This window comes from Nocardioides aurantiacus (genome assembly GCF_003752505.1).
GTDB lineage: Bacteria > Actinomycetota > Actinomycetes > Propionibacteriales > Nocardioidaceae > Marmoricola > Marmoricola aurantiacus.
In genome coordinates this window covers 1,252,490-1,266,066 of record NZ_RKHO01000001.1, presented here as the reverse complement: position 1 = coordinate 1,266,066, position 13,577 = coordinate 1,252,490, and the positions used below count along the sequence as shown (strand labels likewise).

General features: G+C 73.5%; 12 protein-coding genes. 8 read left to right on the top strand and 4 right to left on the bottom strand.

Annotated elements, in window-relative coordinates:
* Position 1: 1 nt before the first annotated feature.
* On the bottom strand, positions 2-772 hold the full coding sequence (locus EDD33_RS06065; RefSeq protein ID WP_170169713.1) for a type 1 glutamine amidotransferase: 771 nt from the start codon (positions 770-772) through the stop codon (positions 2-4).
* A complete protein-coding gene (locus tag EDD33_RS06060; protein ID WP_123393087.1) occupies positions 769-2,817 on the bottom strand; it encodes an NAD(+) synthase in 2,049 nt (682 codons plus the stop codon). The genes EDD33_RS06065 and EDD33_RS06060 overlap by 4 nt, the downstream gene beginning before the upstream one ends.
* A gap of 70 nt (positions 2,818-2,887) precedes the next feature.
* On the opposite strand from EDD33_RS06060, the gene panB reads away from it, so the two are divergent.
* The 4 genes from panB to EDD33_RS06040 all read left to right on the top strand — a co-directional run bounded on the left by panB (position 2,888) and on the right by EDD33_RS06040 (position 8,149).
* Positions 2,888-3,763 (top strand): 3-methyl-2-oxobutanoate hydroxymethyltransferase, encoded by an 876-nt coding sequence (gene panB, locus EDD33_RS06055; RefSeq protein WP_123389536.1) that lies wholly within the window; start codon positions 2,888-2,890, stop codon positions 3,761-3,763.
* Positions 3,764-3,910: 147 nt separating this feature from the next.
* On the top strand, positions 3,911-5,620 hold the full coding sequence (locus tag EDD33_RS06050; RefSeq protein WP_123389535.1) for a DUF1800 domain-containing protein: 1,710 nt from the start codon (positions 3,911-3,913) through the stop codon (positions 5,618-5,620).
* A 41-nt stretch (positions 5,621-5,661) separates the two neighbouring features.
* Entirely contained in the window at positions 5,662-6,963 is a 1,302-nt protein-coding gene (locus tag EDD33_RS06045) for a DUF1501 domain-containing protein (protein ID WP_123389534.1), read from the top strand.
* Positions 6,964-7,003: 40 nt separating this feature from the next.
* Complete coding sequence (locus tag EDD33_RS06040; RefSeq protein ID WP_123389533.1) at positions 7,004-8,149, top strand: PQQ-dependent sugar dehydrogenase; 1,146 nt, start codon at positions 7,004-7,006, stop codon at positions 8,147-8,149.
* Between the two features lie 16 nt (positions 8,150-8,165).
* Here EDD33_RS06040 and EDD33_RS06035 read toward each other — a convergent pair whose 3' ends face one another.
* Entirely contained in the window at positions 8,166-8,429 is a 264-nt protein-coding gene (locus EDD33_RS06035; protein ID WP_148076948.1) for a hypothetical protein, read from the bottom strand.
* A 95-nt stretch (positions 8,430-8,524) separates the two neighbouring features.
* Between EDD33_RS06035 and EDD33_RS06030 the strand changes: the two genes are divergently transcribed.
* Positions 8,525-9,901: a M15 family metallopeptidase gene (locus EDD33_RS06030; protein WP_148076947.1), complete on the top strand. Its 1,377-nt coding sequence runs from the start codon at positions 8,525-8,527 to the stop codon at positions 9,899-9,901.
* 25 nt (positions 9,902-9,926) lie between these two features.
* Here the strand turns inward: EDD33_RS06030 and EDD33_RS06025 are convergent, their stop codons facing one another.
* Positions 9,927-10,115, bottom strand: coding sequence for a hypothetical protein (locus EDD33_RS06025; protein ID WP_123389530.1), 189 nt, complete (start codon positions 10,113-10,115; stop codon positions 9,927-9,929).
* Between the two features lie 25 nt (positions 10,116-10,140).
* On the opposite strand from EDD33_RS06025, the gene map reads away from it, so the two are divergent.
* The 3 genes from map (at position 10,141) to EDD33_RS06010 (ending at position 13,553) form a co-directional block, all read left to right on the top strand.
* Complete coding sequence (gene map / locus EDD33_RS06020; RefSeq protein WP_425463838.1) at positions 10,141-10,989, top strand: type I methionyl aminopeptidase; 849 nt, start codon at positions 10,141-10,143, stop codon at positions 10,987-10,989.
* Positions 10,990-11,055: 66 nt separating this feature from the next.
* Positions 11,056-12,624, top strand: a complete 1,569-nt coding sequence (locus tag EDD33_RS06015) for a circularly permuted type 2 ATP-grasp protein (RefSeq protein ID WP_123393085.1) — start codon at positions 11,056-11,058, stop codon at positions 12,622-12,624.
* Positions 12,618-13,553, top strand: coding sequence for an alpha-E domain-containing protein (locus EDD33_RS06010; protein ID WP_123389528.1), 936 nt, complete (start codon positions 12,618-12,620; stop codon positions 13,551-13,553). The genes EDD33_RS06015 and EDD33_RS06010 overlap by 7 nt, the downstream gene beginning before the upstream one ends.
* Positions 13,554-13,577 lie beyond the last annotated feature (24 nt).

The window sequence follows — 13,577 nt, the reverse complement described above, 5'->3', positions numbered from 1 at the left end:
CCTAGTGCTCCCCGTCCGCGGGACGGTCCGACGGGGCCGCGGCGCGCGCCAGCTGCACCAGCCGCACCGCCAGCGGGCGCCAGGTGCGGTCGAGCTCGCCGCGGGCCGCGTCGAGCTCGGCCAGCAGCCGGGCCACGTCGCCCTCGGCGTGGCGGTCGGGGTCCTCGGCGGCCCAGGTGGCCACGATCGCGGCGTCGACCTCGGGGTGCAGCTGCACGCCCCACACCGTCGGGGCGAGACGGGCCGCCTGCAGCTCGCCGCCGGGCGCGGTGGCCAGCACCACGACGCCGTCGGGCTGCCCCACCACGACGTCGTCGTTGAAGTGCAGCCCCCGGGCCGGGCCGTGCGCCACCGCGGAGAGCAGCGGGTCGTCGGCGGCCGCGGCGGTCCAGCCGACGTCGAGCAGGCCGAGCTGCTGCCCGGCGGGGTTGGGGGCCGAGCGCCCGCCCAGCGCGGCGGCGGCGAGCTGGTGGCCCAGGCACACGCCGACCCCCGGCACGGCCCGTCCCGCCGCCTCGCGGACCAGCTGCTTGGTCGGCGCCAGCCAGGCGTGGTCGGCGTCGTCGTGGGCGCCCATCGAGCCGCCCAGCACGAGCAGCGCGTCGTGACCGGCCAGGTCGACGGGCAGCGCGTCACCGGCGTACGGCCGGCGCACGTCGAGCTCGGCGCCGGCCTCGACCAGCCACTCCCCCAGCAGCGCGGCCGGCGCCCCGGCCTCGTGCTCGACGACGAGGACCCGCGGCCGTCGCGCCGTCGGCTGCGACCCGCTCACGCGTCGGGCACGCGGTCGAGCTCGGCCAGCCAGACGGTGCCGGCGGCGTCGCTGGGCATCCGCCAGTCGCCGCGCGGCGACATGGTGCCGCCGCCGACGACCTTGGGGCCGTTGGGCAGCGCCGAGCGCTTGAACTGGCTGGAGAAGAAGCGGCGCACGAACACCTCGAGCCAGCGCTTGATCTCGGGCAGGTCGTAGGCGACGCGGCGCTCGTCGGGGAAGTTGGGCGGCCAGTCGCCCCGCGTCGCGTCCTGCCAGGCGTGGCGGGCCAGGAAGGCGATCTTGCTGGGCCGCGCGCCGTGGCGCAGCACGTGGAAGAGGGTGAAGTCCTGCAGCGCGTAGGGCCCGACGCTGGACTCGGTGCTCTGCGGCTGCTCTCCGTCGCGGGTCGGCACCAGCTCAGGGGTGATCTCCTGCTCCACGATCGCCCGCAGCAGCTCGTCGACCTCGCTGCCGGCCTCGCCGAGCTGCTCGCTGGACGCGACCCACCGGATCAGGTGCTGCACCAGCGTCTTGGGCACGCCCGCGTTGACGGTGTAGTGCGACATCTGGTCGCCCACGCCGTAGGTGCACCAGCCCAGCGCCAGCTCCGAGAGGTCGCCGGTGCCGAGCACGATCCCGCGCCGCTGGTTGGCGGCCCGGAACAGGTAGTCGGTGCGCAGCCCGGCCTGGACGTTCTCGAAGGTGACGTCGTAGACCTCCTCGCCCTCGGCGTAGGGGTGGCCCAGGTCGGCCAGCATCTGGGCGGCCGCCGGCCGGATGTCGATCTCCTCGAAGCTCACCCCGAGGGCCCGGGACAGCCGGGTCGCGAAGTCCTTGGTGGTGTCGCCGGTGGCGAAGCCGGGGAGGGTGAAGGCGAGCACGTCGCTGCGGGGACGCCCCAGCCGGTCCATCGCCTTGGCCGCCACGATCAGCGCGTGGGTGGAGTCCAGGCCGCCCGAGACGCCGATGACGACCTGCGGCTGCCCGATGGCGCGCAGCCGCTGCTCCAGTCCGGAGACCTGGATGTTGTAGGCCTCGTAGCAGTCCTGCGCCAGCCGGGCCGGGTCGTCGGGGACGAACGGGAACCGGTCGACCTTGCGGAGCAGCCCCAGGTCGCCCGCCGGCGGGTCGACGGCGAACTCGACCTCGGTCCAGTCGGCCCGATCGATCCCGAGACCGCGACGGTTGTCCTCGAAGGTGCCCTGCCGCAGCCGGTCCTGGCGGAGCCGGTCGAGGTCGACGTCGACCACGGTGCGGCGCGGGCCGGCGGGGAACCGCTCGGTCTCCCCCAGCAGGTCGCCGCACTCGTAGACCATGGTCTGCCCGTCCCACGACAGGTCGGTGGTCGACTCCCCCTCGCCGGCCGCGGCATAGGCGTACGCCGCGAGGCAGCGCGCGCTGGCCGACCGGGCCAGCAGGTGCCGGTCCTCGGCCCGGGCGACGGTGATCGGGGACCCCGAGAGGTTGAGCAGCACCGTCGCGCCGGCCAGCGCGGCGCGGGCGCTGGGGGGCACCGGCACCCACAGGTCCTCGCAGACCTCGACGAAGACGGTCAGGCCCGGCACGTCGGTGGCGCGGAACAGCAGGTCGGTGCCGAACGGCACCTCGGTGCCGTTGAGGACGATCGTGCGCTGCGCGACGTCGGCGCCCGCGGCGTAGTGGCGCGCCTCGTAGAACTCGCGGTAGGTCGGGAGGTAGGACTTCGGCACCACGCCCAGCACCTCACCCCGGTGGACCACCACGGCGCAGTTGTAGAGGCGGTTGCCGTCGAGCAGCGGCGCGCCGACCACCAGCAGCGGGCGCAGCTCGCGGCTCGCGGCCACCACCTCGGCGAGCGCCGCGTGGACCGCGTCGAGCAGCGGGTCCTGCATCACGAGGTCGTCGTGGGAGTAGCCGGTCAGGCACAGCTCGGGGAACAGCGCCACGGCCACGCCCTCGTCGTGGCACGCGCGCGCCTGCGCCACGACCGTGGCGGCGTTGCGGGCCGGGTCGGCGAGCGCGACCGGGACGGTGCAGGCGGCGAGGCGGGCGAAGCCGTGGGCGTAGGCGGAGTCGAAGTCCACGTCGGCAGTGTCGCAGAACACCTCCCCGGGCCTGGACCGTCGGGGTCGCCCGGGGGCTAGCGTGATCGTCATGAGCGACGAGACCGCACCGCCGTACGGCACCGGGGCCGCAGCCGGCTCCTCGACCGCCTCCCCGGGCGGGTCCGCGCCCGTGCGCCGGGTCCGCACCCAGCACCTGCGGGAGCTCAAGCAGCGCGGAGAGCGGTTCGCGATGCTGACGGCGTACGACATGTACACCGCGGAGGTCTTCGACGAGGCCGGCATCGAGGTCCTGCTCGTGGGCGACAGCGCCTCCAACAACGTGCTCGGCAACGAGACCTCGCTCCCGATCACCGTCGACGAGCTGCTCCCGCTGACCCGGGCCGTCTCGCGCTCGACGCGGCGCTCGCTGGTGGTGGGCGATCTCCCCTTCGGCTCCTACCAGCGCTCGGCGGAGCAGGCCTACGACACCGCGGTGCGGTTCATGAAGGAGGGCGGCGCCCACGCCGTCAAGCTCGAGGGCGGCGTCGAGATGGCTCCGCAGATCGAGCTGCTGGCCCGGGGCGGCGTCCCGGTGATGGCCCACATCGGCTTCACCCCGCAGAGCGAGCACGCGCTCGGCGGCTACCGCGTCCAAGGTCGCGGCGAGACCGCCGACCGGGTCCTCGCCGACGCCCGGGCCGTGGAGGCCGCCGGCGCGTTCGCGGTGGTGATGGAGATGGTGCCCGGCGACGTCGCGGCCCAGGTGACGGCCGAGCTGTCCATCCCCACCATCGGCATCGGTGCCGGCGCCGGCTGCGACGGCCAGGTGCTGGTCTGGCAGGACGCCTTCGGCCTGCGGGGCGGCCGGATGGCTCGCTTCGTCAAGCAGTACGCCGACCTCCGCGGCGTGCTCTCCGAGGCGGCTCGCAGCTACGCCGACGAGGTCCGCAGCGGCGCCTTCCCGGCGGCCGAGCACACCTTCTGAGCGAACGGCCAGGACGGATCCCTCCGTACACGTGTCCGATTTAGGGCGTTTCGAGGTTTTCGAGACTTAGATCCGTTTCCCGGGTGAGACTGGCGACCACGACGGCTCCCGCCGTCGTCGGTCCCGCAGGAACTCGAGGAATCGGCCATGGCGCTCATCTCCACCCGCAAGCGACGCCGCAAGCGTCGTCGCAAGGTCGTCAAGAAGCCGGTCGTCGTCAAGTCCACACCGAAGCCGACACCCAAGCCGACGCCCAAGCCGACTCCGACGCCGACGCCGAAGCCCTCGCCCGCACCGAGCACGGTCCCCTCCCCCTCCCCCTCCCCCTCGCCCACCACCCCCGCGAGCCCCTCGCCCAGCGCCCCGACGCCCACCGTCGAGCCCGGGGCCCCGGTGCCGCTGGTGCAGACGCCGGCGATGAGCGCGACCGCCAGCGCCAGCGCCCGGGAGCGCCTGTTCCTCAACCGCCTCGGCACCGGCTTCTCCCAGCGGGCCCTGGCCCAGCTGCGCTCCGTGGGCACCCCCGAGCAGTGGCTGGCCGCCCAGCTCGAGCCGTCGCGGATCGTGGAGCACCCCAAGGTCGCGGTCGTCGACGGCTGGTTCGCCTCGCTGCTGGAGGACACGCCGGCCGAGCGGTGGCGCAAGCAGGTCGACCAGGTCAAGGGCGGCTGGGTCTACGCCCACGAGCTGGGCAACTGGTCGATGCTGCGCCGCGTCTACTCCGAGCGGACCGTGCTGGAGAAGATGGTCGACTTCTGGGGCAACGCGCTGCACATCCCGGCCAACCACGACCGGGCGTGGATCCACCGCGTCGACTACGACGCCACGCTGCGCACGCACGCGCTGGGCCGCTTCGAGGACCTGCTGCTCGCCACCGCGCTGCACCCCGCGATGCGGCTCTACCTCGACAACTGGAAGAACGTCCGCGACAAGCCCAACGAGAACCAGGGCCGCGAGCTGCTCGAGATCCACACCGTGGGACGCGAGGCCGGTTACACCGAGGCGATGGTCAAGGACTCCGCGAAGATCCTCTCGGGCTACACCGTCGACTGGGGCGAGAGCTTCGAGGACTACTACAAGACCGCCGCCCACACGACGGGTCCGGTCAGCGTGCTGGGGTTCACCCACACCAACTCCGCCAGCGACGGGCGCGCGGTGACCGAGGCCTACCTGCGCCACCTGGCCCGCCACCCCGCGACGGCCCGCAACCTCGCCACCAAGCTGGCGACGTACCTCGTCTCCGACACCCCCTCGGCCGGTCTCGTCGAGACCCTCGCCCAGGCCTACCTCTCCCACGACACCTCCGTCGCCGCGATGCTGACGGCGCTCTCGGCCCACCCGGAGTTCGCGGCCTCGACCGGGGCCAAGGTGCGGCCGCCCGTCGACGACATGGTCGCCACCGCGCGGGTGCTCCAGGTCGACGTGACCGCCGCCCCCTCGGTCGAGGGCGCGTGGTCGCAGCACGCCAACTGGCACCACGGCGGAGCAGGCCTCTTCGCCTGGCCCCGACCCGACGGTGCGCCCCTGCGCAGCACGGCCTGGTCATCCACGTCGCGGGTCTTCAACTCCTACGACATGCACCGCAGCCAGGCCGGCGGCTGGTGGCCCAAGGGGGCCACCTACATGGCGTACGACGCGTGGCTGCCCAAGGCGTCCACGACCTTCACCGACTACGTCGACCACCTGTGCCGGCGCTGGCACGGCAAGCCCGCCGACGCGCGCCTGCACGAGGCCGCCCGACGCGCGGTGAACGTCTCGGCCACGGCCGCGGTCACCAAGGACCACCCCGTCGCCCGGTGGATGGCGCCGGTCCTGGCGTCGGCGCTGCTCGACACCCCGGACCACATGGCGCCCTGAGTGGCGTCCCCACCCCCACGACCGAGCACGAGGACATCCCGATGACCCACTCCCCGCACCACGCCGCCGTCGGCGACGACTGCTGCACCGAGCTCGCCCGCGCCGGCGCCTCCCGCCGCCGCGTCCTGCAGGGGGCCCTCGGCCTCGGCGGGGCCATGGCCGTCACGCAGCTGTTCGGCGAGTCCGTGATGCAGACCAGCTACGCGGGGACGAAGGGCGGCAACGTCCTCGTCGTGCTGTCCCTGCGCGGCGGCATCGACGGCCTGGGCGTCGTGGTCCCCCACGGCGACCCGGGCTACTACAAGGTGCGGCCCACCACGGCCGTGCCCAAGGACCAGGTCGTCTGCGCCGACGCGATGTTCGGCCTCCACCCCAAGATGGCGCCCCTGCAGCCGTTCTGGGCCACGGGCGAGCTCGCGGCGATCCAGGCCGTCGGGCTGCCCGCCCCCAACCGCTCGCACTTCTCGGCCATCGAGGAGATCGAGGACGCCGCACCGGGCTCGGCGGCACGATCGGGCTGGGTCAACCGGATGATCGGCATGGGGCCCAGCTCGGCCACCGGCGGGATCCTGGACGCCGTCCAGCTCGGGCTGAGCTACCCGACCACGGCGCTGTCCGGCGAGCGCTCGGTGATGGCGACCAGCGACCTCGCCCGCCTCGCCCTGCCGGGGCTCGACGCCAGCGCCCCCGCCCGCCGCTACGACAGCCTCGCTGCGGCGTGGTCCGGCGCGACCGGTCCCCTCGCCCGCAGCGCGGCCGACGCCGTGACCGTGTCCAGGACGGCTGGGTCCACCATCGCCGGCACGGCGGACAGCACCACCGCCTACCCCACGGCCTGGAACGCCGACCCCTTCGCCAAGCCGCTGAAGAGCGCCGCCAAGCTGATCCGAGCCGACCTGGGCACCGACGTGATCGCCATCGACGCCGGGGCCTGGGACTACCACACCGGCTACGGCACCACCGCCTGGGGCAGCATGCAGTCGAGCATCGACGGCCTGGCCCGGTCGCTCGCCGCGTTCCTGACCGACCTCGGCCCGCTGCGCAGCCGCGTCACCGTCGTGACGATCTCGGAGTTCGGCCGCCGGGTGCAGGAGAACGGCAGCCAGGGCTTCGACCACGGCTGGGGCAACATGATGCTCGTCGCCGGCGCCGGGGTGAGGGGCGGGACGTACTACGGCCGCTGGCCCGGGCTCGGTGCCGCCGAGCTCGCCGAGGGCGACCTCAAGGTCACCACCGACTACCGCCAGGTCCTCGGCGAGGTGCTCGCCCGCCGGTTCCCCGACCGCTCGCTGCCGACCGTCTTCCCCGGCGTCACGCCCGCGTCCCTGGGATTCATGGCCTGAGCCCGTCGCGGCTGTCGGTGCCGCGCACTACCGTCGTCGCATGCGCCGACCGCTCCTCGTGGCCCTGCTGGTGGCTGCCGCCCTCACCGCCTCCCTGCTGCCGCCACGACTGGGCGCGACCGCGCCGGCCACGGCTGCCGCTCCGACCCTGACGGTGACCACGGTCGCGTCGGGCCTGGCGCTGCCGTGGGACGCCCACCCCCTGCCCGACGGCCCGGTGCTGGTCACCGAGCGGGCCACCAAGCGGCTGCTCCTGGTCGAGGGCGGCAGGGCGCGGCCCGTGAGCTACGCCTCCAGCACGGTGTGGGCCGCCGGCGAGACCGGTCTGATGGGCCTCGAGGTCGACCCCGCGTTCAGCTCCAACCGCCGGTTCTACACCTGCCAGGGCGGCTTCCGCAGCGGCGGCGGCCACGACGTGCGGGTGATGGCCTGGACGCTGTCGGCCGACGGCCTCGCAGCGACCTCCTCCGGCGCGCTCCTCACCGGCATCCCGGCCACCTCGGGTCGTCACGGCGGCTGCCGCCTGCTGGTCACCCGCGGCGGGACCCTCCTCGTCGGCACCGGTGACGCCGCGATCGGCAAGAACCCCCGCGACCGCACCAGCCTGGGTGGCAAGGTCCTGCGGCTGGACCGCCTGACGGGCAAGCCGTGGCGCGACAACCCGTTCATCACCAGCAGCTCCCGCACGGCGCGCTACGTCTACTCCTACGGCCACCGCAACGTGCAGGGCCTCGCCCAGCGGCGCGACGACTCGCTGTGGTCGGTCGAGCACGGCACGACCCGGGACGACGAGGTCAACCGCCTGGTGGAGCGGGGCGACCACGGCTGGCAGCCGACCCCGGGTTACGACGAGAGCAAGCCCATGACCGACCACCGGCTCCCCGGTGCCCAGCGAGCCGCCCGATGGCGTTCCGGTTCGCCGACCGTGGCCACCTCCGGCGCCGCATGGGTCTCGGGGTCGCGCTGGGGGTCCTACGACGGCACCCTCGCCGTCGCCGCGCTCAAGGGCCAGCGGATGATCTTCATGACCTTCGACAGCAGCGGCAGGCTCGTCCGCACCACGACCCCGTCGGTCCTGAGGAGCTACGGCCGGCTGCGCTCGGTGACGCCCCTCCCGGGCGGGGACCTGCTGGTCACCACGGCCAACGGCAGCAACGACAGGGTGCTGCGGGTCTCGCCCTCCTGAGGCGGGGAGCCCGGACCTAGCCGCCCCAGCCGAGCTGGCGGGTGCCGAGCACGATGGTCGGCAGCCACAGCGCGAACCCGATCGCCGGCAACCACAGCACCCGACGCGGGTGCGGCTCGAACCACCGCAGCGCGACCGCGAACAGCACCAGCCACAGCAGCACGAAGAGCACCGTGACCCACCACGGCGCGACGTTGGCGGTGCCGAGGTCGAGGAACAACAGGCAGGCCATCGCCCCCATACCGACGAAGCCCCACGGGGGCGGCTGCTGCCTGACCACGGCGATACCCTACGCAGCGGCAGTTCCTGATCTACCGTGTGCTCACGCGTCACACGCGCACCACCCCGCTCCACCCGCCGCGCTCGGAGGCTGCCGTGCACCACCCCCGTCCCACCCGTGCCCTGCTCCTCCTCGTCGGCGTGCTCGTCGGCGCGCTCGGCCTCGGCGTCTCCCCCGCGCTGGCGGCCGCCCCGACGGCGACCACCGCGAGCCTGGCCGCACCGACCGGCAAGGCCGGCCTGACCGCCCGGTTCGCGGTCACGCTGCGCGACGGTTCCCAGGCCGGGGTCCCCGGTCGCGCCCTCGCTCTCCAGCGCCTGACGTCGACCTGGTCGACGGTCGCCACGGCCACCACCGGGAGCGACGGCACCGCGTCCGTGCCCCTCACGCTGCCGGCCGGCGACACCACGTGGCGCGTGGTCTGGAGGGGCGACGCGACGTACGCCGGCTCCACCTCCACCACCGCCACCGCGACGGGCCGGGTCCTGTCGACCACGCTGACGCTCGACGGTCCGGGGTCGGTCGTCGACGAGCGGTCGCTCACGCTGGCCGGGCGCTGGCTGGCCTCCGACGGCTCCGCGATCGCCGGGAGGACCGTCGTGCTGGAGCGCCGGGGGGCCGACGGCAGCTGGGCGGCCTACCGCACGCTGCGCACCAGCTCCACGGGGCGGTGGTCGGCGAGCATCACCCCGCGGTCCGACGCCTCGTTCCGCGCCTCGGGCAGCGCCGGGTCCTGGTGGCGCTCGGCGGCCTCGTCGGTCCACGCCGTCGACAACCGCCCCGCCGGCACGCCCGTGGCACTCCCGAGCGCGGCACCCCGGCCCGCGCCGCTCGCCGCCCAGTCCCGCGCGAGCGGTGCGGGGGCGAACGCCGTGATCACCCGCCTGCCCGACGCGGTCTGGAACAACATGGTCGGTCGCAGCTGGCACCGCGGCTGCCCGGTCGGCCGGTCGGGACTGCGGCTGCTGCGCATCAACTACTGGGGCTTCGACGGCTACCGCTACCGCGGCGAGATGGTGCTCGCCACCGCGGTCACCGGTCGCGCCGCAGCGGCCCTGAAGGACATGTACGCCCAGAAGCTGCCCGTCCGTCGGATGTACCGCGTCGACCGGTTCGGCTGGAGCTCCCGCGTGCGCGGCGCCGACGACCACGCCTCGATGCGCGCCGACAACACCTCGGCCTTCAACTGCCGCTGGGTGGTCAACAAGCCGGGCGTGATGTCGCCCCACGCCCGTGGTCGTGCCATCGACCTCAACACCTGGGAGAACCCCTACCGCTCCGCGACCGGCTGGGTGCCGAACACGTGGTGGTCCACGCGCAGCCACCCCCGGGTCGCCTGGCGCTCGGCGTCGCACCCCGTGGTGAAGATCTGGCGGGCGCACGGCTTCCGGTGGACCTACGGCACCGGCGACAGCCAGCACGTGGACGGTCGCACCGCACCCGGCGCGGTGGCCGGCACCTTCACCGGCTGAGCCGGGCGCGGGAGCTCACCGGGCCTCAGGCGCGGGCGTCGCCCTCGGCGGTGTCCTCGTCGGAGCCCTCCCAGGCCTCGTTGCGCTCCTCGACCTTGTCCAGCGCCCGCGAGGCCTCGGCCTCGGAGTCGTAGGGACCGAGGCGGTCCTTGGCCTTGCAGCCGTCCGGCCCCTCGACGGCGTGGTGCTTCAGGCAGTACCAGAACTGGCTCATGCGCAGCGAAACTACACTCGTCGCCGTGACTGCCATAGCCCCCGGACGGGTCTCGCCGCGCCGGCCCGTCCCGGACTCCATCGCCCGCCCGGAGTACGTCGACCGGCCCGAGCCGCGACCGTTCACCGGCAACGAGGTGAAGGACGCCGAGACCATTGAGCGGATGCGGGCAGCCTCCCGCCTGGCCGCGCAGGCACGCGAGCTCGTCGGGTCCCACGTGGCCCCCGGTGTCACCACCGACGAGCTCGACCGCATCGGTCACGAGTTCCTCTGCGACCACGGCGCCTACCCCTCCACGCTCGGCTACAAGGGCTTCCCCAAGTCGCTGTGCTCGAGCGTCAACGAGGTCATCTGCCACGGCATCCCCGACAGCTACGAGGTGCAGGACGGCGACATCGTCAACATCGACGTCACGGCCTACCTCGACGGCGTCCACGGCGACACCAACGCCACCTTCCTCACCCCGGGGGTGAGCGCGGAGGTGCGCACGTTGGTCGAGCACACCCGCGAGGCGCTCGCCCGGGCGATCAGGGCCGTGCGACCGGGTCGTCAGATCAACGTCGTCGGCCGGGTCATCGAGTCCTACGCCAGGCGCCACGGCTACGGCGTGGTCCGCGAGTTCACCGGCCACGGCATCGGCACCCACTTCCACAGTGGACTGGTGGTCCCCCACTTCGACGACTCCTACTACGACGACCTGATCCGCCCCGGCATGACCTTCACGATCGAGCCGATGCTCAACCTGGGCACCCACGAGTGGGAGATGTGGGACGACGGCTGGACCGTGGTCACCCGCGACCGGCGCCCCTCGGCCCAGTTCGAGCACACCCTGCTGGTCACCGAGACGGGCGCGGAGATCCTCACCGAGCCGTGAGCCTGCGAGCACGGACGCGCCACACGGCCGACACACGTCGCCGCTAGGGTCGCCCCCGTGACCGGGATGTTCGAGGACTACGCCAGCGGGATGGGGGCGGCGTACGACGAGATGTACGACGCCTCCGACCTGCGCACCCCCTACCGCCAGCTCCAGCCGTCCCTGCAGGAGATGGGACCCGCCGAGCTGCAGACCCGGGTGGAGGCGCTGCAGTCGAGCTACCTCGACCAGGGCGTCACCTTCGACATCGGCGGTGAGGAACGCGCCTTCCCGCTCGACGTGCTGCCGCGCGTGATCGAGATGGACCAGTGGGCCAAGGTCGAGGCCGGCGTCCAGCAGCGCGTGGCCACGCTCGAGAAGTTCCTCGCCGACGTCTACGACGCGGGCGAGGTGCTCAACGACGGGGTGATCCCCCGCCGCGTCATCACCACCTCCTCCCACTTCCACCGTGCCGCCGCCGGGATCGAGCCGCCCAACGGCGTGCGCGTCCACGTCAGCGGCATCGACCTGATCCGCGACGACGACGGCGAGTTCCGCGTCCTCGAGGACAACGTCCGGGTGCCCTCCGGCGTCTCGTACGTGATGACCAACCGCCGCGCCATCGCGGCCGCGCTGCCCGAGGTCTTCGCCGAGCACCGGATCCGCCCCGTGGCGGGCTACCCGCAGAAGCTGCTCACCGCGCTGCGCGCCGCCGCCCCGGCCGGTGTCACCGACCCCAACGTCGTGGTCCTCACGCCCGGCGTCTTCAACGGCGCCTACTTCGAGCACGCCCTGCTGGCCCGCACCATGGGCGTGGAGCTGGTCGAGGGCCGCGACCTGGAGTGCCGCCGCGGCCGCGTGATGATGCGCACCACCCAGGGCCTGGAGCCGGTCCACGTGATCTACCGCCGCGTCGACGACGAGTTCCTCGACCCGGTGCACTTCCGCAGCACCTCGCTGCTCGGCTGCTCGGGGCTGCTCAACGCCGCCCGGGCCGGCAACGTCACCATCGCCAACGCCGTCGGCAACGGCGTCGCCGACGACAAGCTCGTCTACACCTACCTGCCCGACCTCGTGCGCTACTACCTCGGCGAGGAGCCGGTCCTCAACAACGTCGACACCTGGCGGCTCGGCGACGCCGACCACCGCGAGGAGGTCATGGACCGCCTCGACGAGCTGGTCCTCAAGCCCGTCGACGGCTCGGGCGGCAAGGGCATCGTGATCGGCCCCCACGCCACCCGCGCCGAGCTCGACGAGCTGCGGGAGAAGGTGCTGGCCGACCCCCGGTCGTGGATCGCGCAGCCCGTGATCCAGCTGAGCACCGTCCCGACGTACGTCAACGGCGTGATGCGTCCCCGCCACGTCGACCTGCGCCCCTTCGCCGTCAACGACGGCCACCGGGTGTGGGTGCTCCCGGGCGGCCTGACCCGCGTCGCCCTCGGCGAGGGCGAGCTGATCGTGAACTCCTCGCGCGGCGGCGGCTCCAAGGACACCTGGGTGCTGGCCGGCAAGAGCCGCCCGGTGATCCGGGTCGAGCCCGAGCGGACGCTCCCCCACGCCACCCCGCAGGACGTCGGCCCGGCCCTGGAGTCGTTCTCCAGCCAGCAGGACCAGCAGCAGCAACAGGTCGAGACCATCGAGGAGCAGCCGTGCTGAGCCGGATCGCGGAGTCACTGTTCTGGATCGGCCGCTACGTCGAGCGGGCCGAGGACACCGCCCGCATCCTCGACGTGCAGACCCAGCTGATCCTCGAGGACCCGGGCGTCGACGAGGAGACCACCTGCCGCAGCCTGCTCTCGATCATGGGGGTGGAGGTCGACCCCGAGGACACCGCCACCGCGATCGACACCGCCGAGGTGCTGCGCGTCCTGGCCTACGACACCTCCTCGAGCGCCTCGATCGCCGCCACCCTGGCCGCGGCCCGCGAGAGCGCCCGACGGGCGCGCGAGACGCTGTCGACCTCGATGTGGGAGGCGATGAACACCACCTACCGCGCCATCCCGTCGGGCCACTTCCGCTCGATGCGCCCGCCCGTCGCCTTCCGCTGGGTCCGCGACCGCGCCGCCCAGATCAACGGCATCGGTGAGGCCACGATGACCCGCGACGAGGGCTACCAGTTCCTCGTCCTGGGCCGCTCGATCGAGCGCGCCGACATGACCTCGCGGCTCGTCGCCACGGCGGCGCTCACCTCGGGCTCGGCGTGGGGCACCTCGCTGCGTGCCTGCGGTGCCTACGAGGCGTTCCTGCGCACCTACAAGGGCCTGGAGACCGAGCGCGGGGCAGCGGAGTTCCTGCTGCTCGACCGGCTGTTCCCCCGCTCGGTGGTCTTCGGCCTCACCCAGGCCGAGCGGGCGCTGGAGAGCCTGGAGTCCGCCGGCACCCGCGTGGGCGTGCAGAACGAGGCGCAGCGGCTGCTCGGACGCACCCGCGCCGAGCTGGAGTACCGCTCGCTGTCCGACTTCGTCGCCGAGCTGCCCAGCGAGATGGAGCGCCTCCAGCGCACCTGCGCGCTGGCGACCGACGCGATCACCCGGCGCTACTTCGCCGGCGCGGAGGCGACCGAGTGGCACGGGGTGCGGGCATGAGCAGCACCCCCGTCCCGACGTACG

Excerpts from the sequence above, each read along its gene's own strand:
- panB (WP_123389536.1), top strand. The coding sequence starts at position 2,888 with ATGAGCGACGAGACCGCACCGCCGTACGGCACCGGGGCCGCAGCCGGC.
- EDD33_RS06050 (WP_123389535.1), top strand. The coding sequence starts at position 3,911 with ATGGCGCTCATCTCCACCCGCAAGCGACGCCGCAAGCGTCGTCGCAAG.
- EDD33_RS06045 (WP_123389534.1), top strand. The coding sequence starts at position 5,662 with ATGACCCACTCCCCGCACCACGCCGCCGTCGGCGACGACTGCTGCACC.
- EDD33_RS06040 (WP_123389533.1), top strand. The coding sequence starts at position 7,004 with ATGCGCCGACCGCTCCTCGTGGCCCTGCTGGTGGCTGCCGCCCTCACC.
- EDD33_RS06025 (WP_123389530.1), bottom strand. The coding sequence starts at position 10,115 with ATGAGCCAGTTCTGGTACTGCCTGAAGCACCACGCCGTCGAGGGGCCG.
- EDD33_RS06015 (WP_123393085.1), top strand. The coding sequence starts at position 11,056 with ATGTTCGAGGACTACGCCAGCGGGATGGGGGCGGCGTACGACGAGATG.